This is a genomic window from Flavobacterium sp. AC267 (genome assembly GCF_979258715.1).
In genome coordinates this window covers 204,146-226,968 of sequence record NZ_OZ409875.1, presented here as the reverse complement: position 1 = coordinate 226,968, position 22,823 = coordinate 204,146, and the positions used below count along the sequence as shown (strand labels likewise).

Genomic DNA, 22,823 nt, shown 5'->3' with positions numbered 1-22,823 from the left:
TAAATCCAAATGAAAAAAAACTTTATTTTAATTTTGTCCTTTGTTTTACTTGCATTTACAGCTTGTAACAATGATGATAGTGATAATAGCGGTGCGTCAATTTCTGTTGCATTTGCTGAGACTTCACAGCACGTAACTAGTGCAGAAACTACCGTTCAGGTAAAATTCTCTGCTCCTGTACCTTCAGCGGGTTCCCTGAACATTACATATACAACGACAGTCGCAACTTATACAACAGATTTTACTACTGTGCCAGCATCTAATACAGAAAAGACAATTGTTGTACCATTTGAACAAAATGCAACTTCTGTAACTTTTACTTTTAACAAAGTAAAAAATGCAACGGCTGATGAAGTGAAAAACGTAATATTTACTATTGCTAGTGCTTCTAACGGTGCAAATATTGCCGGAAACAAAACAACTCAATTAAACTTTAATGAGACCGCATCTTTAGGGACAGCTTTGGCTCCTGAAGTTGGTGGTTCATTACAGCAAAATCAAGTTTATGTTGATTTAAGTACTGGAAAAATGACAACAGTTTTAAGAACTTCTTGGGACTTAGGATTTTACTCTGGAGCAAGTTTTAAAATTGTTTTAAACAGCTCTTTAAAAATGTCTGCAAAACAACTTACAAGTACTAATATTGATGAAGTTCAAGTAGCAGATGAGACAATGATAATTAATCAAGGTCAAGGAAACTCGACTCAAATTGACGATCCAACAGGAGCATTTAGTGGGCGTGATGCTTTTAAAACAGCTATTGCAGAAGTTTCTGCAACTGATTCTGAAAATAAAGTATACTTAATTAATATGGGTAGTAACCCAGCTACTGTAAAACCTGTTGCAGGATCTGAAGGGTCTGCTGGAGGAACTTCTAGAGGATGGAAAAAAATCAGAATTTTAAAAAGTGGTACAGACTACAAAATTCAATACGCTGATATTGCTTCAACAACTCACGAGGAAGTTATTGTATCTAAAAATAGTGCTTATAACTTCACTTTTTTTAGTTTATTAGATAAAAAACAAGTTAGTGTAGAACCTCAAAAAAATCAATGGGATCTTAATTTTACCACTTTTACAAATATTATTCCAGGTGGAACAACTCCATACTTTTATCCAGATTTTGTTTTGAATAATATAAAAGGAGGTGCGCAAACCTACCAAGTACTTAATAGCGCATTTACATATGATGCCTTTACATTAGCAAATGTTGATAGTACTAAATTTACTGAAGATCAAAGAAATATTGGTTCAAACTGGAGAGGTACAAGCGCAGTTGGTCCTGATGGAAATCCAGTTTCTCAATTTGTATTAAGAACAGATCGTTTCTTTGTAGTAAAAGATCCAGCTGGAAATATTTATAAATTGAAATTTACTGGTGGCGCAAGCGAAACAGGAGAAAGAGGATTCCCTAAATTCCAATACACATTATTGAAATAATTTTAAAATGAAAATCTAAAAATTATAAAGATTATTTCATTCTGAAATTATAATGCAACGCATTAAAATTTAGTTAATCATTAGCTTTGTTTTTTTTATTTTTTTGATTTAGAGGTTAGATTTATCTAACCTCTTTTTTTTGTTCTACTTTCTTGTTAAAATGAATTAGAAACAAAATGTTATTCTATCTTTGCACAAATTTTTCGTGCAATAAATTAACGATAACTTAATTGGTTTAATTTTTGTACTGCAGTTCTTCATATTTTATAATTATTAAGTGAATACAAAATCTTATTTTTTTCAGTCTTTTGCAATCGTAGCGTTAGCGCTGGTTGCCTTTATTGGATTCAAGCAAATCCTTCCAGACAAAATATTTTCGGAGAGTAAATTAGATTCTAAAAACATATTAATAGATAGTCTGCTTTTAGAGTCTGTGGCTAAAGATTCGCTTTCTTTAGATGACGATAGTATTGCCTGCAAGCGAAAGAAAATTAAACAATCAGAAAATTGTTTTTGATGAAACGGAAGGAATCGAATTTCCTGCAGAAACGTTTGAGAATTATAAAGGATATCAATACCTGATTTCTTTTTATGAAAAATTATATCAATTAGAAAAAAATCCACAGAATAAAGTTAGAATCGCTTATTACGGAGATTCTATGACCGATGGGGATTTAATCGTTCAGGACGTTCGTAACAATTACCAAGAACGTTTTGGAGGAAATGGCGTTGGCTTTGTTCCAATTACTTCAGAATCTGTCGCTTCGAGAGGTTCTGTAAAATCTACTTATTCTAAAAACTGGAAAACACAATCGTATTTGAATGTAAAAAAACCAACAAGTCCATTTGGCGTTAACGGACATGTGTTTTTTGCAAATGATCATTCAAATTCAACTTGGGTTCAGTATGAAGCAGGTTTGAGCAAATATTCTACTTCTTTAGATAATGCCACTTTATTTTATGGACGTTCATCTAAAACTGGGAAAGTTAATTTTATTGTTGGAAAAGATACCATTAAGAAAAGCCTTTCTCCGAATAATTTAGTGAATACTTTAAAGGTTTCATCTGGAAGTTTAAAAGCATTTAAGGCAAATTTCGTCCATGCAGATTCAATTCCGATTTACGGATTTAATTTCGATAATGGAAGTGGGGTTCACGTTGATAATTTCTCTCAGAGAGGAAATTCAGGACTTCCAATTTCAATGTTTAATGCCGACGTAATGCAGGCTTTTAATAACAATCTGAAATACGACTTGATCATTCTGCACTACGGAACAAACGTTTTGAATTACGGAACCAAAAATTATTCTTGGTACGAAAAAGGAATGACCAAAACCGTAAATAAAATCAAAGAATCATTTCCAGGAGTTTCGATCCTGATTGTTTCTACGGCTGATAAATCGACTAAATATGAATTGGAAATGAAAACCGATTCTGCAGTAGTGCCGTTAATGAAAGCGCAAAAACATTATGCACTGGAAACCGAGTCTGGATTTGTGAATTTATACACCTTAATGGGAGGCGACGGTTCTATGATAAAATGGGTTGATGAAACGCCGGCAAAAGCCAATAAAGATTACACGCACTTTAATCAGCGTGGTGCAAAAGCCATAGGTAATTTATTGTATGGACAATTAAATAAAGGATACGAGGAATATAAAGTGCTTAGAGAAAAAAGAGATGCTGGCGACGCTAAACCAAAACCAGTAAGAAGAGCCAGACCAGATTCCGTTTCCGTAACAAAAGACAGCGTATGATGAATAAACTTATTGTTTTCTTTTGTTGTCTTTTTATCTCAACAAATGAGAAGACTTCAAAAACAGATGTACATCCAATACCCAAAAGTATGATTCAGAAAGTGGATACCGCGACAACTGATGCGCCTTTAGAAGGTCAATTTTATAATGCGAAAGTATTAAAAAGTTTTTTTCAGAAATTGGAAGAAAATGAAGATCAGAAAAAGCAAAAAATCAATATTGTACATATTGGAGATTCGCACATTCAAGGTGACTTGATGACGAATGAAATTAGAAAAAAATTTGCGACAAAAATTTGGAAATGCTGGGCGAGGTCTTGTGTTTCCATATCAATTGGCAAAAACAAACGGATCTTATAACGAACGTTTCAAATCGAATCGTGGTTGGGAAAGTTATAGAAATATTTATCCTTTTAAAAATAATCCAGTTGGTTTAAGCGGTATTGGACTTTGGAGAGATTCTGGCGGATTTGTAATGGAAATGGACATTAAAGATCCCGCATATAAATTTAATACCATAAAAATTATAACGCCTCAGAATCAAGATATGTTTGATTTGGCTATTTCTTCTAAGGTTAATTCCATTCAAACAACAGAGCGAAAAGTTATAACCCATAAAATTAAAAAAGGCGAAGTACTTGGGAGCATAGCAGACAAATACAATGTTTCGGTTGCAGAAATTAAAAGAGACAATCGTTTAAAATCAAATAATATTCGGGCTGGGAGAACTTTAAAAATCGCAACAAACGAAACTAGGGCAAAAACAATTTCCATGTCTGAGTTTGTGCCTTTAGCAATAGAATCAGATTCTTATTCGCACTATTACAATTCGGATAATGCTTTAAGCCGCATTTTCCTGATTCCGAATAAAGAAGCTTCCAATTATGAGTTAAATGGACTGGTTTTAGAAAAAGATGCTCCTGGAGTTATTTACAGCGGTATTGGCGTAAATGGAGCCAAGTTTTCAGATTATAATAAATATCCATTATTTTTTGAACAGTTAAAAGCATTGCATCCCGATTTACTTGTTTTTTCACTCGGAACAAATGAAAGTTACGATCATCTGGACTCCTCAAATTTTATCAAAGAATTGCGAGAGTTTATAAGTAATATTAAAGCCCAGAACATTGATGCGCCGATAATAATCATGACACCGCCGCCATCTTTGCTCAGAAGAAAACCAAATACTTATATTGATGATTACACCAAACAAATTATTGATATAGCCCAAAAAGATGGTTTTGCAGTTTGGGATTTGTACGATGAATTTGGAGGAATGAGCGGTATCAAACAATTGAAAGCACAAGGACTAATTGGTCCAGATTGGGTTCATTACTCTAAAAAAGGGTACGAAAAACAAGGAAACTTGTTTACAGAGGCGTTTTTAAAAACATACGATAATTATAAATTAAAGAAGTAAATTGACAACAATAGAGAGCATTAATAATTGGTTCGTCCAAAATTTTGGTGTAATTACAATAGAACAAGTTGAAAGTTGGTTTGTATACAATCCAGACGAAAAACTTTTATTTAATACCGGCTTATTTTTAGGCCTATTTTTGGTTTTCTATTTTGTGTATGGTTTTCTACGCAAAACATTTTATTTGAGATTAACTTATGTTATTCTCTTTTCGTTATTCTTTTACTATAAATCAAGCGGAATTTATTTCCTGCTGTTATTGCTTTCTTCAGTTGTAGATTATGGTTTGAGCCAGATTATTTATAAAGAAAGCAGAGACGGTGTAAAGAAATTATATCTGGTTATAAGTGTAATTTTAAATTTAGCCCTTTTGGGTTATTTCAAATACATGAACTTTTTAATTGTGACATATAATGATATGTTTCATGGTAATTTTGCACTTCATAATGTTTTTCTTCCTGTTGGAATTTCGTTTTATACATTCCAATCGATGAGTTATATTATCGAAATTTACAGAGAAGAAATCAAGCCGACAAAAAATTACATCGAATATTTATTCTTCGTATCCTTTTTCCCGCAGTTAGTTGCTGGGCCAATTGTTCGTGCAAAAGATTTTTTACCTCAGATTTATCAAAAATTAAATTTAAGCAAGCAAGACGTAAACAATGCTTTGTTTTTAATTATTGGAGGTTTAATTAAAAAAACAGTAATCTCAAATTACATTTCGGTAAATTTTGTCGATCGTGTTTTCGATACACCGTTGAGTTATACATCGTTTGAAAATTTAATGGCTTCTTACGGATATGCCATTCAAATTTATTGTGATTTCTCTGGATATTCAGATATGGCAATTGGTATTGCATTATTACTTGGATTTAAATTGCCTGAGAACTTTAGAACTCCGTATAAATCAACTTCGATTACAGATTTCTGGAGAAGATGGCACATTTCACTTTCCACTTGGTTAAAAGACTTTTTGTACATTTCTATTGGAGGAAACAGAGAAGGTTCTTTCGCTGGATATTTATTTCCAAGTTTATTCTTCTTTGGATTATTACTTTGGGGAATGGCAAATTATACAACGAGTATAATTCCATTGATTGTTGCATTTGGAAGTATTTTACTTTTCTGTTTATCATTTTTACTGTCAAGCAAAAGAAAACAAACCTTGGTAACCAATTTTAATTTGTTTACCACAATGCTTTTGGGCGGTTTATGGCACGGAGCAGGGGCACAGTTTATCGTTTGGGGAGCACTTCACGGATTAGCATTAGCGGTTCATAAAATATTCATGGAATTTTTTCCATCTAAAAAAGAAAGCAGACCGAATTTCTTATGGAGATTTTTCTCTATTCTAATCACCTTCCATTTTGTAGTTTTCTGCTGGATCTTTTTCAGAGCAAGAGATTTCGAAACAGCTTTACAGGTAATTAATACTATTGGACAATTAACATTTGAACCAGAACTTTGGAAAACAATTGTTTTAGGTTACAAAAATGTATTCGGATTAATGTTGTTTGGTTACGTTTGGCATTTCTTACCAGAAGTCATTACAGACAAAATGAAATGGACATTCGACAGAACACCATTATTAATAAAAGCAATAATTTTAGGTTTCGTTTACTGGATAGTTTACGCAACAGCAGTTGCCGGATCACAGCCGTTTATTTACTTTCAGTTTTAATTTTTAAGGTTCAAAGGTTCATAGCCACAAAGGCACAAAGGCGCAAAGGTTTATTCTTTTTGCGCTTTTTTTTTGCTTTTGCCACAAAGACGCTAAGACGCTAAGACGCTAAGTTTTTTTCTCTCGCAGATCTCGCAGATTTAGGAGATTTTTTATTCTCAATCAAAAAATAATCTGCAGAATCTGCAGAATCTGCAGAATCTGCGAGATCTGCGAGAGAAAACTATTCGTTTCAGTAATTCGAGGAATTAGTGTAATTGGCAACCAAAAATCTTTGTGCCTTAGCGTCTTTGTGGCAAAAAAAGGGCTTAAATAAAAATTGCCTGAAATATCTAATTAGATTATCTTTGCACTTCAAATAAAGAAAATAATATGTTTGATAATTTAAGTGATAAGTTAGATAAAGCGTTCCATATATTAAAAGGACACGGTAAAATTACAGAAGTAAACGTTGCCGATACCTTAAAAGAAGTTCGTCGTGCCTTACTTGATGCCGACGTTAACTTTAAAATTGCTAAAGATTTTACAGCAAAAGTAAAAGAAAAAGCAATTGGTCAGGACGTTTTAACCACGCTTCAGCCAGGACAATTGTTGGTAAAGCTGGTAAAAGATGAGTTGACAGAATTAATGGGTGGAGATGTTGCTGGTATTAACTTGTCAGGAAATCCAACTGTTATTTTAATGTCGGGACTTCAAGGTTCTGGTAAAACTACTTTCTCTGGAAAATTAGCTAATTTTTTAAAGACTAAGAAAAACAAAAAACCACTTCTTGTAGCGTGTGATATCTACCGTCCGGCGATGATCAACCAGCTACATATTGTAGGAGATCAAATAGGTGTTGAGGTTTACTCAGAGCCAGAAAATAAAAATCCTGTTGAAATTGCTCAAAACGCAATCAAACATGCAAAAGCAAACGGTTTTAATGTTGTAATCGTCGATACAGCGGGTCGTTTGGCAGTCGATCAGGAAATGATGGACGAAATTGCGCGTGTACACAAAGCAATTGAGCCGCAAGAAACATTGTTCGTTGTAGACTCTATGACAGGACAAGACGCTGTAAACACAGCAAAAGCATTCAACGATATCCTGAATTTTGATGGAGTTATTTTAACAAAATTAGATGGAGATACTCGTGGTGGAGTCGCACTTTCGATCAAATCGATTGTAAATAAGCCAATCAAATTTGTTGGTACTGGAGAAAAAATGGAAGCAATTGATGTTTTCTATCCAGAACGTATGGCAGAGCGTATCTTAGGAATGGGAGACGTTGTGTCACTTGTAGAAAGAGCGCAAGAACAATTTGACGAAGAAGAAGCTAGAAAACTTCAAAAGAAAATCGCTAAAAACGAATTTGGTTTTGATGACTTCTTAACGCAGATTCAGCAAGTGAAAAAAATGGGTAATATGAAAGACTTGGTAGGAATGATACCAGGAGCTTCAAAAGCCATGAAAGATGTAGAAATAGAAGATGATGCTTTTAAACATATTGAAGCAATCATTCACTCGATGACACCAATCGAAAGAAGCAAACCGGCCATCATCGACGTAAAAAGAAAAGCCAGAATCGCTAAAGGTTCCGGAACGAAAGTCGAGCAGGTAAATCAGTTAATGAAGCAGTTTGACCAAATGAGCAAGATGATGAAAATGATGCAGGGGCCAGGCGGAAAAAACCTGATGAAAATGATGGGAGGCATGAAAGGAATGCCAGGAGGAATGCCGAAGTAATAAAATTAAAAGTTTCAAGTTTCAGGTCTCAAATTAAGAGTCTGAAATTTGAAACTTTTTTCGATAAAATAAATATGAATTTCGTTTCAACGTGAAACCTGAAACCTGAAACAAAACAACTTTAAACTGAAACAAAAACAATGCGACTACTAGACGGTAAAAAAACATCTAACGACATTAAAAATGAAATTGCGACCGAAGTTCAATCTATAAAAGCAGACTGGAGGAAAAGTGCCTCATTTAGCGACCGTTTTAGTAGGTAGCAATGGTGCGAGTTTAACTTACGTAGGAAGCAAAGTAAAATCATGTCAGGAAATCGGATTTGATTCAACTTTAGTAAGTCTGCCGGAAACCATTACCGAAGAAGAACTGCTTGCTAAAATTAAAGAGCTAAACGAAGATGATAATCTAGACGGATACATCGTTCAATTGCCTTTGCCAAAACACATCGATGAGCAAAAAATCTTATTAGCAATTGATCCTGATAAAGACGTAGACGGATTCCATCCAACAAACTTTGGAAGAATGGCGCTTGAAATGGAAAGTTTTATTCCAGCAACACCATTCGGAATTATGGAATTATTGGAGCGCTACAAAGTAGAAACTGCTGGAAAACACACCGTAGTAATTGGAAGAAGCCATATCGTAGGACGCCCAATGAGTATCTTAATGAGCCGTAAAGGAAATCCTGGGGACTCAACAGTTACCCTAACACACAGCCGTACTAAAAACTTAGAAGAATATACTAAAAATGCAGATATTATTATCACAGCTTTAGGAGTTCCTGAGTTTTTAAAAGCAGATATGGTAAAAGAAGGAGTAACAATTATAGACGTTGGAATTACTCGCGTAGAAGATGCATCAAACCCAAAAGGATATGTTATAAAAGGAGACGTTGATTTTGACGGAGTGAGCAAAAAAGCATCATTTATTACACCAGTTCCTGGTGGAGTAGGACCAATGACAATTGCAATGTCGCTTAAAAATACACTTTTAGCACGTAAAATGAGAAGCGCAAAAAATCAATAATTTCGTTTCAAAATAGAATACAAAGCCTGTTCAATTGAACAGGCTTTCTTGTATTATGCGACTAAAAGTTTTCTTTCAAATAATAGTTGACTCCGACTATGATTAATTTGAATTTTTAAAAGATTCAAAAGATTTAAAAACAAGGCCTTGCATTATTTTCTGTTAAAATGGAATTTGGAATTTAAGAAAATTCTATGTGTTTAAAAAATAGTCCAAAAAAACCATTTTAATATATAATTAATAGTTTAAACTTTTGGTTCTAAAAAATAAAGGATACTTTTGCACCACTTAAAAACACTTCTCCAAATGGACGATTATTATTATTCGTTAGTATTAAATTAAGCGACTTTTGAAATTTCAAAATGCTCGCGATAAAATCCTGTATTTTGAAATGAAAGCCTTTTACACAAACAACAACGGATTGATCGAAATCCAAAAATGGACTTCTAATTGCTGGATTCACATCGAATCACCAACAGAAACAGACAAAGATTATTTATTAAACGAGCTTCAAATTCCCGAAGCATTTTACAACGACATTGAAGATATCGACGAAAGACCGCGTATCGAGATCGAAGACGGATGGACGTTGATAATTATGCGAATTCCCATAAAAAGCGGCGATATCAAAATTCCTTTTCATACCGTTCCGCTGGGCGTAATTTTCAAAGAAGATATCTGTGTTACAATTAGTTTTTATAAAACAGAAATAATAAAAGATTTCGTTGCCTATTCACAGCGCAAAAACATCGAAATCGAAGATAATTTCAATTTGGTTTTAAGATTGCTCTTATCATCAAGCGTTTGGTATTTAAAATATCTGAAACAAATCAATCAAAAAATAAAGCTGGCAGAAGATAATTTAGAGAAATCTATAAAAAATGAAGAACTGCAAGCGCCGCTTCAAATCGAAAAATGTTTTGTATTCTTCATAACCTCATTAAAAGCAAATGACGTTTTGTTTCAAAGAATCAAAAATCTAAAAGCCCACAAAGCCAATTACGATCCAGAATTACTTGAAGATGTCGAAATCGAATTAAATCAGGCGCAGGATACCGCGAATATTTACAACAACATCTTGACCGGAATGATGGATGCGTATGCATCTGTGATTTCAAACAACATGAATAACATCATGAAACAGATGACTTCAATTTCGATTATCCTGATGATTCCAACCCTGATCGCCAGTTTATACGGAATGAACGTCCCAAACGGATTAGAAGAAAGTAAATACGGAATCTGGATTCTGCTTTTAGTTTCCATTATCCTGTCAACTTTTGGAGTCTTTTTATTCAAAAGAAGAAGATGGTTTTAATTAAAACTTCACAATAGTAAAAGCCTGTTCATTAAGAATAGGCTTTTTCGTTTTATAGTTTGGGCGTGACCTTTTTTGCGAAAAGGCGCACCAATCTTTGTGCGTATGTGCGCCTTTTCGCAAAAAAGGTCGGGCTATCCGCGCTACTTCGTTAGCCAGCTTCTATCCCTCACGCGGTCGTACGAAGAGACCTAACAGGTTTTAAAAACCTGTTAGGTCTTTATAAAAAAATAACCTTTTTTATTTGCCAATTCAAAAATAATAATAACTTTGCACTGCAAAGTACTTTAATTATGAATCAACAGCACCAAGAAGATTTAGCACATATTCGTTCCATGATGGAGCGTTCTTCCAGATTTATATCTTTAAGCGGACTATCAGGCGTTTTTGCAGGCTTATCTGCGTTGATTGGTGGTATGTACGTTTATCAGTTATTTAAAGCAAACGGACTAGATTATTTTACGGACGAGCACAGAATGTATTCAGCCAATTTAGTTTCAGAATTATTTTGGATCGGAGTTCTAATTTTAGCTTGTGCATTTGTTTTTGGAATCTTTTTCACCATCAGAAAAAGCCGAAAGTACAATTTACCAATATGGACTTCGGCAACAAAAAAAATGTTATTCAATTTAGCAGTTCCTCTTTTTGTTGGAGGCATATTTTGTTTAGCATTAATATACCACGGATACTTTGGTTTAGTTGCACCGTCTACTTTACTATTTTACGGTTTGGCGCTTATTAATGCAGAAAAATATACTTTTTCAGACGTGAAATATTTAGGTTTCTGCGAACTTTGTTTAGGCTTAATTTCTTTGTTTTTTATTGGATATGGATTATTGTTTTGGATTTTAGGTTTTGGAATTTTACATATTTTGTACGGATTAATCATGTTCAAAAAATACAAATAAACCAGCCAGATGGGAATCATTGATAAACTAAATAAAGATTTTGAAAGTCGTGTCAGATTAGGTATTATGTCTATTCTGCTGGTCAATGATTGGGTAGATTTTACCGAAATGAAAACTCTTTTAAATATCACCGATGGTAATTTAGCAAGTCACTCGTCTGCACTTGAAAAAGCGGGTTATATCGAAGTAAAGAAAGAATTTGTGGGCAAAAAACCTAGAACATCGTATCAGGTTACCGATTTAGGGCGTCGTCGCCTTTAAAGAACACTTATCCTGTCTGGAAAAATTAATGAAATCCTAACTAACTCTATTTTTTTATCTAAAAACTTTGAATTGCAAAGTACTTTTAAAAATAAATTAACTAAAATTAAAATCTATTAAAATGAAAAAACATCAAATTATCGTAGCCTGTACAGCGGTTTTTATACTGCTTTTCTACAACGAATCTGTTGGTATTAATCTTTCTATTTTTGGAGTAGTACTCACACTATTAATTAGTTACTTCTTTCAGGAGAAGCTTGTAGACAGATCCCATTTGGTTTTAGTAATGACTTCTATTCTGTCTTGTTTTGCATTTGCTTGGTACGGAGATGCGGCATCATTTTTTGCTTTAGCGCTTTCAATTTTGTTTTTACAATTTAAAACCCAAGACGAAGAACTCAAGACAATACAGGTTTTTCCACTGATATTCTTAAACGGAATCACCTCTTTAGGACGTATATTTATTTTTCATCAATGGCTTCCAGAACGAAAAATTCATAATAATTTTGCAAAGAAACTTGTTGCTTTTGTCATCATACCATTTATTTTTCTAGGATTGTTCTTTATCGTTTATTCTTTCGGGAGCGATCACTTTTCTTCATTGTTTACAGATTATACTTTAGATCTTAATCTGCCTCAATTAATATTGGTTTGTGTTTTAGGATTTTATATTTCGTTTAGTTTCTGGAATTATTGGGTTCCAGACGTTTGTTACCAATACAATTCAAAACTTAATAATGATTTTGTGAATGTTTCTGAAGTAAAAAACCAAAATACATTTTCATTTTTAGATCTTGATTTCGAAAGAAAAAGTGGCGAAATCACATTGGTTTTATTAAATATTATGCTTTTGGTTTTTATAGGAACTTATAATTACGAGCAGTTTTTTGAAGTAGTAGAGAAAACAAATTTAAGCGCAGATACACACGAACGAGTAAACTCTGTAATTTTTTCGATCCTGATGGCAGTAGGATTAATCATGTTCTATTTTAAAGGCGGATTTAATTTTGATGAAAAAGCGACCTCCCTAAAAAAACTTGCTAAAATTTGGATTGTTTTAAATGGCTTTTTGATCTTAAGTGCTATAATTAAAAACTCAGAATATATTTCGGTTTTTGGTTTAACGTATAAAAGATTGGGTGTTTATGCCTTTTTGATTTTGTCTATTATAGGTTTAGTTTATGTTTTTCTAAAAATTAAAAAGCAAAAAACAAATGCTTACTTGGTAAACAATATGATTTGGTATTTTTATGGAACATTATTATTATGCAGTTTTGTAAACTGGGGAAATCTGATTACAAACTACAATATTGCTGTAAATAAATGTACGGAACCAAAATTTTTAAGCGGACTGAACTTTAATGATGATGCCCGACGCGAATACTTTTTAAAAAATAATTTAAATGGAGGCCATGATGAAAGCAGTAGAGAAGAAATGATTTTGAATTATCAGAACGAAGGATTTTTATCGAAAGCTTTGTATTATGAATTTTTGAATGAAAAGAATAAATAATAAAAAACCATCAGTGAGAGCTGATGGTTTTTGCTATTTAATTATCTCCTCTTTTTTTAAATCGGGGATCGTGTTTAGAAATAAATGTTGTTCTTCTATTTGAACTTTGGCCGGAGCTTTGATTCGAGCTTCGATTAGAACTTTGGCTCGAGCTTTGGTTTGAACTTTGATTACGATTTTCAACTTTAGGAAAACTTGCTTCTTCCGTTTTACTCGAAGGCTCAATTAACAGATTTAATTCTGTAATTTCCTCATCAGTCAAATCGCGAAAACGTCCGACAGGAACATCGAGCGAAATATTGATAATTCGGATACGTTTAAGCGCCGTAACTTCATAACCTAAATATTCGGTCATTCTTCTAATTTGGCGGTTTAATCCCTGCGTTAAAATGATTTTAAAAGTATACTTGCTAATTTGTTCTACTTTGCATTTTTTGGTAACAGTATCCAAAATTGGAACCCCATTTCCCATACGCTCAATAAAACGATCTGTAATTGGTCTGTCAACTGTAACGGTATATTCTTTTTTCGTGATTGTTTCTGGCGCGAAGAATCTTGTTTACAATATCGCCGTCATTAGTCATGAAAATTAATCCTTCACTGGCTTTGTCCAATCTCCCAATTGGGAAAATACGTTTCGGATAATTAATATAGTCTACAATATTGTTTTTAACGTCAAGATTGGTTGTACATTCAATTCCGACAGGTTTGTTAAACGCCAAGTAAACCAACTTTTCATGTTTTTCAACAATTAGTTTTCCGTCAATTCGTACTTCGTCATTTGGAGAAACTTTCGTTCCCATTTCTGGCACAGCACCATTTATTGTTACGCGTCCTTCTTCGATCAATTTATCGGCTTCACGACGAGAACAGTAACCTGTTTCACCAATAAATTTATTCAGACGTTTTAAATTCTCTTCCATACTGCAAAAGTAGGCAAAAGTTTAGACTTCTTAGAATTTTAGATTTTAGACTTCTTGGAATCTTTAGATTTTAGATTTTAAATTAGATTTTAGATTTTTCTGCAATCTTGTCATTCCTCGGAATTGACAAAAAAATGTAAAATAACCTCAAAATAAAACCTTTGTCACTTTGATCCTCTGCACCTTTGAACCTTTCAAGAATGAAAACTAGAGCTGTCAGAAGGAGTTTCTTTTCTTTCAAACATTCCGTAATCACGAACTACTGTTGCAATTCTCAAATGATAATCTTTAAAAATTCCGTTTCTTCCTTTTGCTTGCGCATGACGATGCATTTCAAGATTTCTCCATTGTTGAATGCTTTCTTCATCTTTCCAAAATGATAAAGACAAAACTTTTTCAGGATCATTCAGACTTTGAAAACGTTCTATAGAAATAAATCCTTCAATATGATCTAATTCAGGACGAAGACTAGCGGCAATATCCAGATATTCTTCTTTTTTTCCTTCGTTTGGAATAACTTCAAAAATTACAGCAACCATTTTAATTTTAGATTTTAGAATTCAGATTTTAGATTTATGGAAAACCTTTGTTCTTTTGAGTCTTTGTTATTTTGTATCTCCGGAAAAAAGAAACTCAATCACTTTTTGATACAATTCATCATCATGCATTCCGTGGCCTAAACCGCTGGTTTCAATAAATTGGCTGTTTTTCCAACCGCTTGCAATTTTTTTTCCTTCTTCAAAAGCAACAATTTTATCCGTAGTATCATGTGCAATAAAACCTGGAATATTGAATTGAGATGCAAATTTTTGTCCCGAAAAATCTTCCAGCTTAAAGTTGAAACGATTTATGAATTTGCTTTCTAAAAGGCTTAACATTTTAGTATTCAAACTCAGCATCGAAATGTAATTGTCAATTAAAGTTTTTAAATCAGACGGCGCACCAAGAATTACCATTTTTTTGATACTCGTATTGGGGAATAAATACTGATGATAAACACAGGCAAGCACCTCCAATAGAATGTCCGATAATAATAGTAGGCTGATATTTTTCTACAGCTTTATTAATGAATTCGGCATAAAGCGGTACATTAAATTCTTTACCGCCGCTTTGGCCGTGAGCGGGCGCATCAATAGCAATAATTGTACTTCCTGACTTTTGCAGATGAGGTAACGTTTTTTTCCAGCGCGAAGCATTACTTTCCCAGCCGTGAACTAATAAAATTTTAGTTTCGTTTCCTTTCCATATATAAGTTTGAAAATGATGTTCGTTGTGATGAAAAATCTCTGTTTCTGTATTTTGGAGTACTTTTGGAAGGGTTTCTTTTTTTGAACCTGCCAATTCGCGACTGGCTAAAAAGCGCATAAGAAAGTTCAGTAGCTCTTTGCGGACGAACATAACTCAAAAAGTTAATATAAGATCCAACCGATTTTAACGTAATAAAACGAATTCCTCTTTTAATTTTCAAAACTTAAATTTTATTTTATTGGTAAAAGAATATTCGCGAGGTGCTCTAAAAAGTTTTGCCACGAATTACACAAATTTACCACGAATTTTTATTCCATTTAGAAACAAATTAAAAATTAGTGAGAATTTGTGTAATTCGCGACAAAATAATGACAAAAAAAAGTCCCGATTAAATCGGGACCGTTTATTTAGAATTTTGAGAACAATTGTTCCATTTTTTCTTTTTCTTCTTCAGCTAAAGCGCTGTCAACTAAAATTCTTCCAGAGTGCTCATCTGTGATGATTTTCTTTCTTGAAGCAATTTCTACCTGAGTTTGTGGTGGAATTGTAAAGAAAGATCCAGCAGAAGCTCCTCTTTCGATAGAAACTACAGCCAAACCATTACGAACACTGCTTCTGATTCTATTGTAAGCGACTAATAATCTGTCTTCGATTTGTCCAGAAAACTCAGCAGATTTCTCAGTCAAGAAAATTTCTTCTTTCTGAGTTTCGGCCATAATTGCATCCAATTCAGATTTTTTATGCTTTAAGTGAGAACTTTTAGCATCAAGTTTTTCTTTTAAATTAGAAATAACTTCTTTTTTGTGCTCAATAGAAGCTTTCATTTCTTTAATTTGCTTTTCAGCCAATTGAATTTCTAATTCTTGAAATTCAACCTCTTTTGTCAAAGAATTAAATTCTCTGTTATTACGTACAGATTCCTGTTGTTTTGTGTATTTTTTGATAACCTCTTTATGCTCATCAATAGCGTTTTTCTTCGCTTTGATTTGCTCCTCAATCACTTCAAGTTCACTTTTCAGTTTCTCTGAACGAGTGCTCAAACCTGCAACTTCATCTTCTAAATCTTCAACTTCTAAAGGAAGTTCACCTCTAACGTTTCTGATTTCGTCAATTCTAGAGTCAATAAGCTGTAAATCATATATTGCTCTTAACTTGTCCTCAACACTTAATTCTTTCGTATTCGTCATATTCTATAAGTACTTAACTGGATTTGTATTTTCTTCCGATAAAATGATCGCAAAATTAAGAATTTTTTTTCGAAGATAATCAACAATATAGTTTTTTGTATAGCGTTCGCTCTCAAAATGACCAATATCGGCCAAAAGTAACTTGTTTTCAGCCTCATAAAACTGATGATACTTCAAATCTGCGGTCAAAAAAGCATCGGCTCCAGCCTGAATTGCATTTTTTATTGCAAAACTTCCAGAACCTCCAAGTACTGCAATTTTTTTAATTTTCTTTCCTAAAAATGCAGAATGACGAATTCCGTCGGCAATCATTTTTTCTTTAACTAAATGAAGAAAACTCTTTTCATCCATTTCGGTTTCAAATTCACCAATCATTCCCAGACCAATATTTTGATGAGAATTTTGCAGATCATAAATTTCATAAGCCACTTCTTCGTAAATATGATTGGCAAAAAGCGCTTTTAAAATTCGTGATTGGAGATGTTTTTCAAAAACGACTTCAATTTTAATTTCTTCTCCAGTATGCAGTTTTCCTTTTTCGCCAATTACAGGATTGCTGTCTTGATTTCCTTCGAAAGTAAAAAAGCCCTGTGAATTAAAACTGCAGTTGTCATAATTGCCAATTTTGCCCGCACCGGCTTCAAATAAAGCGTTCCGAACTTTATCTGCATTATCTGGAACGGTATAAGTAATTAATTTTTTTATGAAATTATTTTTAGGAATTAATATTTTAGTATTCGTTAATCCTATTGCATCGCAGAAAATTTTATTTACACCTTGAGAATGATTATCAAGCGCGGTATGAACGGCATAAATGGCAATATCATTTTTTATTGCTTTTAGAATGGCGCGCTCAACATAATTTTTACCAGTAATTTTTTTAATTCCAGAAAATAAGATCGGGTGAAAACAAACTACCAGATTACAATTTTTGGTAATAGCTTCTTCAATAACATTTTCTAGAGCATCATGACAGACTAAAACCCCGGTGCAGTCAGTTTCAGAATCTCCGACTAAAAGTCCAACATTGTCAAAATCTTCTGCATAGGCAAGAGGCGACATTTCTTCTAGAACTTTAAGTATGTTTGATATTTTCATTTGTGTTTAAGTTTCAGGTTTCAAGTTTCAGGTTGTTGAACTTGAAACTTTAGACAAATTAACAAAAAATATTATACTTTCGTAAAATGAACTTACTTTGAAAAATACTTTTTCCTTTCACTATTTTATTTAGAGCTACTGTTTATTTTTGTGTTTTTTCTTACGTGTATTAAAAAGAGATTAGTTTAAATTAATAAAATGGCGAAAAATAGAAGAATAAATGTTCAAGGAATAGATATAGTTGTATTTGAAGACGATAAAGATGATTTTATGTCTCTAACGGATATCGCCAGACATCGCGATAGCGAACGTAGTGATTATATATTGCAAAACTGGATGAGGAATCGCAGTACAATTGAATTTATTGGATTGTGGGAAAAATTTAATAACCCAGATTTTAATTCCATCGAATTCGATGGAATTAAAAGTATGGCAGGTTCTAATAGTTTTTCATTAACGCCTAAAAGATGGATTGAAACAACAAATGCAATAGGAATAACTTCGAAAACTGGAAGATATGGCGGTACATTTGCACATAAAGACATTGCTTTTGAATTTGCCACTTGGTTAAGTGCAGAGTTTAAATTTTATCTTATAAAGGAATTTCAGCGCTTAAAAGAAGAGGAAAGCAAAACAAAAAAGTTAGAATGGAACTTGCAGAGGACCATTTCAAAAATTAATTATACTATACATACAGATGCAATTAAGGAAAAACTAATTCCATTAATGATAAATATAAAACAGAAGAATTTTATTTATGCTGACGAAGCAGATTTGTTGAATGTTGCTTTATTTGGTAAAACTGCCAAGGAATGGCGTGATGAAAATCCAGATGACAAAGGTAATATTAGAGATTCGGCATCGATTGAACAATTAGTAGTATTGTCAAATCTTGAAAGTATAAATGCAATGTTAATACAACAAGGAATTATACAAGCTGAAAGGGTATTAAAATTAAACGAAATTGCTATTAGCCAAATGAAATCGCTAATTAATTCTAATGTTTTGAATAAATTGAAATAATGAACATACTTAGAAAAATACTTTTCCCATTCGCCATTTTATATGGACTCATTACAAGCATTCGTAATTTTCTTTTTGATAAAGGAATCCTTAAATCAACTTCTTTTAATCTTCCTGTTATTGCTGTTGGAAATTTAAGCGTTGGCGGAACTGGGAAGACACCTCAAATAGAGTATTTGATACGATTGTTATCAGATAAATATAAAACAGCGACATTAAGCCGTGGTTATAAAAGAAAATCGGAAGGTTTTGTTTTGGCAGATGAAAATTCGAATGCAGAAATTCTTGGCGATGAACCTTTTCAGTTTTATCAAAAATTTCCAAATGTACAGGTTGCGGTTGATGCAAATCGTACAAATGGAATTCAGCAATTACTTTCCCAGCCTAGTAAACCAGAAATTATTTTGCTTGATGATGCTTTTCAGCACCGAAAAGTAAAAGCAGGTTTTTATATTCTGCTGACTTCCTACGATGATTTGTATGCAGATGATTTTATGCTCGCCAACAGGAAATTTAAGAGAAAGCAGGAGCGGAGCCAAAAGAGCTAATGTTGTTGTGGTTACAAAATGCCCTAAAGTTTTGTCTGATGAAAAACAGGCTGAGATTAGATTAAAATTAAAACTAACATGTTCGCGAGCAGGTGTTTTTTACTTTTATAGATTATGATTCAGTAATTTATGGGAAAGAAGAAAATATTGATGTCGCTGAAATCAGATCTGAACCTAAGTTACTTTTGGCTGGAATTGCAAAACCAAAACCATTTTTTGACTATTTGAAAAATGAAAATGATGAATGCCTTACTTTTCCAGACCATCATCATTTTTCTGATGCCGATTTAGATTCTATTAAAACTAAAGCTAAAGGAAGAAAAATCATTACAACGGAAAAAGATTATGTGCGTTTAAAAGATTCAAAATTAGTTTCTCAATTGTATTATCTGCCAATAAAAAGCTCTTTTTTGAACCATCAGCAAAATTTTAATGCGACAATTTTGGAGTATGTCAAATTAAACTTAGAATCTTAATTAATCAAAAAACTTGGCAATAGTAGTGTAAAATTCATCTGGAACAAAAGGTTTAGTAATAACATCATCCATTCCGAAAGAAAGAAGCATGTCACGGTTTTCGTCAAGCGAAATAGCCGTTAATGCAATAATCGGAGTTGTTTTATCAAATTCTCGAATCAATTTGGTAGCCGTTGTGCCGTTAATTCCAGGAAGATGGACATCCATTAAAACCATATCAAAACGTTTAATCTTTAAAAGCTCTACAGCATCTTCTCCATTATCTATGATTTCACAAGTAATGTGTTTGTTTTCAAGCATTTTTCGGGTAATCATTTGATTGATTTTGTTGTCCTCGATCAATAAAATAGATTTGTTTTTCAATTGTTTGTCGTTATAAGGTTTTACTTCTTCAATTACTTCCAATGTTTCGTTATTAATTTTGAAATTTAATTTGAAGGTAAAAGTAGATCCTTTACCAACTTCACTTTTTAATTTTATTTCGCCTCCTAGAAGTTCTATTAGTTTTTTTACAATTGTAAGTCCAAGACCAGTTCCGCCGTATTTTCTGTTTACCTCGATAGATCCTTGCGAGAAACTTTCGAAAACACTTTGAAGTTTATCTTCAGGAATTCCAATTCCTGTGTCAACAATTTCGAAATAAACTATAGCATTTTCATCTTCTTGCGAATACAATTTTGCAATAACATTTACATGTCCGTTTTGAGTAAACTTTAAAGCATTATTGATTAAGTTAAGTATGATTTGGGATAATTTGGTCGGATCTCCAATTAGATTATCTGGAATAGATTGATCTATTTCTAAATTAAAATAATTTTTATTGGCTGTAGCTAACTCTTTTAAGGAGCTTTGAATGTTAAAAAGAAGTTCTTTCAGGTTGAAGCTGATATTTTCTACATCAACTTTAGTGGATTCAATTTTATTGATTTCTAAAATTTCATTAATAAAAGTGGTCAAATAATTACCAGAAAATTTTAAAGATTCTAAATATTTTAACTGCCTTTTTTTGGGGTTATCTTCAAGTAAGATATGCGTAATTCCGTTAATTGCATTCAGGGGTGTCCGCAGTTCGTGACTCACAGTTGATAAAAATTCAGATCTTGCTTTGGATGCTTTTTCTGCTTTATTTTTAGCTAAAATTAGTTCTTTGTTTTTTTCGCGAAGCAGTAAATTATTCTGATTTCTAATGATATTATTTTTGTACAAAGCGAGACTCAAAAGAGATAAAATCGAAATCAATGCAATTGCTAAAATGCTGACGAGCTTAGAATATCGATAGGTTTTGAGCTGAATTTTTTCTTCGCTTTCTCTTTTTATGGTATTATTTAAAGATTGATTTTTTTTGAATTTTTCAAATTCATTTAAATCAACTTTGGCATTTTTCAATTTCAGCAGATAATTTTCCAGCTGATAATGTTCGTTTAAATACGAATAGGCCAAGTCATAATTTTTATTCTGCTTGTAATATTGGCTTATTGCCAAAACAATTTTAGATTTTTTTTGAAAATCATTGATTTTATCATTGTACTCTATTGCTTTGTCGAAATAGATTATGGCCGAATCATTTCTTCTAAGCAGTGTTTCAATTAAACCAAGCTGGTAGTAGGAATCAACTTTAGTTTTTATAATAGAAGAATTATCGGGATGTTTGGTGATTTTTCTAAAAGTTTTGCGACTAAAACTAAATCATTATTTGTTTTCAGCGCTAACGCTTTTTGATATTCTAAAGCTTCACTGTGGTCTGCAATATTAAGCTGTTTTAGTAAATCATTTGCTTTCGCATAATAAATAGCTGCAGTTTTATAATCGCCTCTTGCAGTATTCGTTACTCCAATGTAGTGCAATGCCAGAACTTTGATACAGCTTGGTTTAATTGTATCGTATAAAGAAACTGTTTTGTGGAAGTTTTTTAAAGCGACGTCAAATTTTCCCTGATTGTAATAGATTTTTCCAAGCTTTAAAGTCTGATTGGCAAGGTTTTCTGTTTTTCCGTGTACTTCGCAAAAATTGATAGATTTTTGGGTGTAAAGAACTGCCTGATTAAACTTTTTATTGTTAAGATTGTTGTTAGCCAGTTTGTTATAATAGGTAACGCTATCTGTATTCTTTTTGGTTTGAGAATACAAAAACGTGGTAAGAAAACAAACAACAATAAAAAGACAGTATTTCATGTATGGCAATGCTTTTACAATGAACCTTATTTTTTACTTATTCTTAAAATTAAATCTATTAATCTTGATGAATAGCCAATCTCGTTATCATACCAGCCTACTACTTTTACCATTTTATCGATAACTGAAGTTAACTGTGCATCAAACAAACAAGAATGTGTATTGCCAATTACATCGACCGAGACAATAGGATCTTCGGTGTAATCTAATATTCCTTTTAAATTTGTTTTTGAGGCTTCTTTAAATGCTTTATTTATTTCTTCAATGGTTACGGCGCGTTTTACATTGAAGGTTATGTCTGTTAATGAACCATCGGGAACTGGAACTCGAATGCCGCATCCTCCCATTTTATTGTGCAATTTAGGAAAAATTTTTGTTAATGCCTTAGTCGCGCCAGTAGTTGTTGGAACAATTGACTGGGTGGCACCTCTTGCACGGCGTAAATCCTTATGGGGCTGGTCATGAAGACTTTGATCTGTTGTGTAAGAATGTATAGTGGTAATATAAGCTTGTTCAATACCGCACAATTCTTCAATGATTTTAATCATTGGCGCAAGCATTGTTTGTGGTACAGCTTGCATTTGAAACTATATTTTCAGTACCATCAAGAATACTTTCATTTACACCAAGAACTACTGTTTTTATAGTATCAACTTCAGAAGGAGCAGAAAGAATTACTTTTTTTGCACCAGCTTCTAAGTGCGCATTTAGTTCTTCATGCGTTTTATATTTACCAGTCGATTCGATAACAATGTCAATCGAATGCGATTTCCAGTCTATATTTGAGATTTTTTTTTCGTGAAAAAAGAAAAAATGCCTGCCCTCTACAATAATGCTGTTTTCGTCGTGGCTTACTGCAAAAGGTAAAACACCATGAATACTGTCATATTTAATTAAATGTGACATGGTTTTGTTGTCTGCGATGTCATTTATAGCAACGACTTCGATTTCAGGATGATTTAAAAGGAGACGAAATAAATTTCTGCCGATTCTCCCAAATCCATTAATGGCAATTCTTGTTTTCAATTATTTGGTTTATTCGTTTAATTAGGTTAATCGTTTAATCGTTGAAATCGTTTAATTGCTTAAACGGTT

15 protein-coding genes and 6 pseudogenes are annotated in these 22,823 nt (G+C 32.8%); 13 read left to right on the top strand and 8 right to left on the bottom strand.

The features are described from left to right. Nucleotides 1-9: 9 nt before the first annotated feature. From ACZZ95_RS01205 to ACZZ95_RS01155, 11 genes and pseudogenes are all read left to right on the top strand, one after another. Complete coding sequence (locus tag ACZZ95_RS01205; protein ID WP_463467711.1) at nt 10-1,440, top strand: HmuY family protein; 1,431 nt, start codon at nt 10-12, stop codon at nt 1,438-1,440. 458 nt (nt 1,441-1,898) lie between these two features. Beyond that, a complete protein-coding gene (locus ACZZ95_RS01200; RefSeq protein ID WP_463467710.1) occupies nt 1,899-3,197 on the top strand; it encodes an SGNH/GDSL hydrolase family protein in 1,299 nt (432 codons plus the stop codon). Further along, nucleotides 3,194-3,556 carry a hypothetical protein gene (locus ACZZ95_RS01195; RefSeq protein ID WP_463467709.1) on the top strand — a complete coding sequence of 121 codons (363 nt, stop codon included), beginning with the start codon at nt 3,194-3,196 and terminating at the stop codon, nt 3,554-3,556. Before ACZZ95_RS01200 ends, ACZZ95_RS01195 begins: the two co-directional genes overlap by 4 nt. After that, entirely contained in the window at nt 3,480-4,616 is a 1,137-nt protein-coding gene (locus tag ACZZ95_RS01190; RefSeq protein WP_463467708.1) for a GDSL-type esterase/lipase family protein, read from the top strand. Before ACZZ95_RS01195 ends, ACZZ95_RS01190 begins: the two co-directional genes overlap by 77 nt. Before the next feature lies 1 nt (nt 4,617). Continuing rightward, the gene (locus ACZZ95_RS01185; protein ID WP_463467707.1) at nt 4,618-6,300 is read left to right on the top strand and encodes an MBOAT family O-acyltransferase; all 1,683 of its coding nucleotides are present in this window, start codon (nt 4,618-4,620) and stop codon (nt 6,298-6,300) included. A gap of 372 nt (nt 6,301-6,672) precedes the next feature. Next, nucleotides 6,673-8,025, top strand: a complete 1,353-nt coding sequence (ffh, locus tag ACZZ95_RS01180; RefSeq protein ID WP_463467706.1) for a signal recognition particle protein — start codon at nt 6,673-6,675, stop codon at nt 8,023-8,025. Nucleotides 8,026-8,165: 140 nt separating this feature from the next. Beyond that, a pseudogene (locus ACZZ95_RS01175) lies at nt 8,166-9,054 on the top strand (bifunctional 5,10-methylenetetrahydrofolate dehydrogenase/5,10-methenyltetrahydrofolate cyclohydrolase). 349 nt (nt 9,055-9,403) lie between these two features. Then, nucleotides 9,404-10,372 (top strand): magnesium transporter CorA family protein, encoded by a 969-nt coding sequence (locus tag ACZZ95_RS01170; protein WP_463467705.1) that lies wholly within the window; start codon nt 9,404-9,406, stop codon nt 10,370-10,372. 293 nt (nt 10,373-10,665) lie between these two features. Further along, nucleotides 10,666-11,280 (top strand): hypothetical protein, encoded by a 615-nt coding sequence (locus tag ACZZ95_RS01165; RefSeq protein WP_463467704.1) that lies wholly within the window; start codon nt 10,666-10,668, stop codon nt 11,278-11,280. A gap of 9 nt (nt 11,281-11,289) precedes the next feature. Then, nucleotides 11,290-11,581, top strand: a pseudogene (locus ACZZ95_RS01160) (winged helix-turn-helix domain-containing protein). 81 nt (nt 11,582-11,662) lie between these two features. Further along, nucleotides 11,663-13,054 carry a DUF4153 domain-containing protein gene (locus ACZZ95_RS01155; RefSeq protein WP_463467703.1) on the top strand — a complete coding sequence of 464 codons (1,392 nt, stop codon included), beginning with the start codon at nt 11,663-11,665 and terminating at the stop codon, nt 13,052-13,054. Between the two features lie 37 nt (nt 13,055-13,091). On the opposite strand, the pseudogene rluF reads toward ACZZ95_RS01155, so the two are convergent. From rluF to ACZZ95_RS01130, 5 genes and pseudogenes are all read right to left on the bottom strand, one after another. Next, nucleotides 13,092-13,977, bottom strand: a pseudogene (rluF, locus tag ACZZ95_RS01150) (23S rRNA pseudouridine(2604) synthase RluF). 194 nt (nt 13,978-14,171) lie between these two features. Further along, entirely contained in the window at nt 14,172-14,516 is a 345-nt protein-coding gene (locus tag ACZZ95_RS01145) for an antibiotic biosynthesis monooxygenase family protein (protein ID WP_463467702.1), read from the bottom strand. Between the two features lie 66 nt (nt 14,517-14,582). Then, a pseudogene (locus tag ACZZ95_RS01140) lies at nt 14,583-15,445 on the bottom strand (alpha/beta fold hydrolase). 187 nt (nt 15,446-15,632) lie between these two features. Next, on the bottom strand, nt 15,633-16,412 hold the full coding sequence (locus ACZZ95_RS01135) for a zinc ribbon domain-containing protein (RefSeq protein WP_463467701.1): 780 nt from the start codon (nt 16,410-16,412) through the stop codon (nt 15,633-15,635). 3 nt (nt 16,413-16,415) lie between these two features. Beyond that, nucleotides 16,416-17,510, bottom strand: coding sequence for a Nif3-like dinuclear metal center hexameric protein (locus tag ACZZ95_RS01130; RefSeq protein ID WP_463467700.1), 1,095 nt, complete (start codon nt 17,508-17,510; stop codon nt 16,416-16,418). 198 nt (nt 17,511-17,708) lie between these two features. On the opposite strand from ACZZ95_RS01130, the gene ACZZ95_RS01125 reads away from it, so the two are divergent. Continuing rightward, nucleotides 17,709-18,533, top strand: coding sequence for a KilA-N domain-containing protein (locus ACZZ95_RS01125; RefSeq protein ID WP_463467699.1), 825 nt, complete (start codon nt 17,709-17,711; stop codon nt 18,531-18,533). Then, a pseudogene (gene lpxK, locus ACZZ95_RS01120) lies at nt 18,533-19,557 on the top strand (tetraacyldisaccharide 4'-kinase). Before ACZZ95_RS01125 ends, lpxK begins: the two are co-directional and overlap by 1 nt. Here the strand turns inward: lpxK and ACZZ95_RS01115 are convergent. From ACZZ95_RS01115 to gap, 3 genes and pseudogenes are all read right to left on the bottom strand, one after another. Further along, entirely contained in the window at nt 19,558-21,039 is a 1,482-nt protein-coding gene (locus ACZZ95_RS01115; protein ID WP_463467698.1) for an ATP-binding protein, read from the bottom strand. Between the two features lie 140 nt (nt 21,040-21,179). Continuing rightward, complete coding sequence (locus ACZZ95_RS01110; RefSeq protein ID WP_463467697.1) at nt 21,180-21,728, bottom strand: hypothetical protein; 549 nt, start codon at nt 21,726-21,728, stop codon at nt 21,180-21,182. Between the two features lie 26 nt (nt 21,729-21,754). Continuing rightward, nucleotides 21,755-22,754, bottom strand: a pseudogene (gene gap, locus ACZZ95_RS01105) (type I glyceraldehyde-3-phosphate dehydrogenase). Between the last annotated feature and the right edge of the window lie 69 nt (nt 22,755-22,823).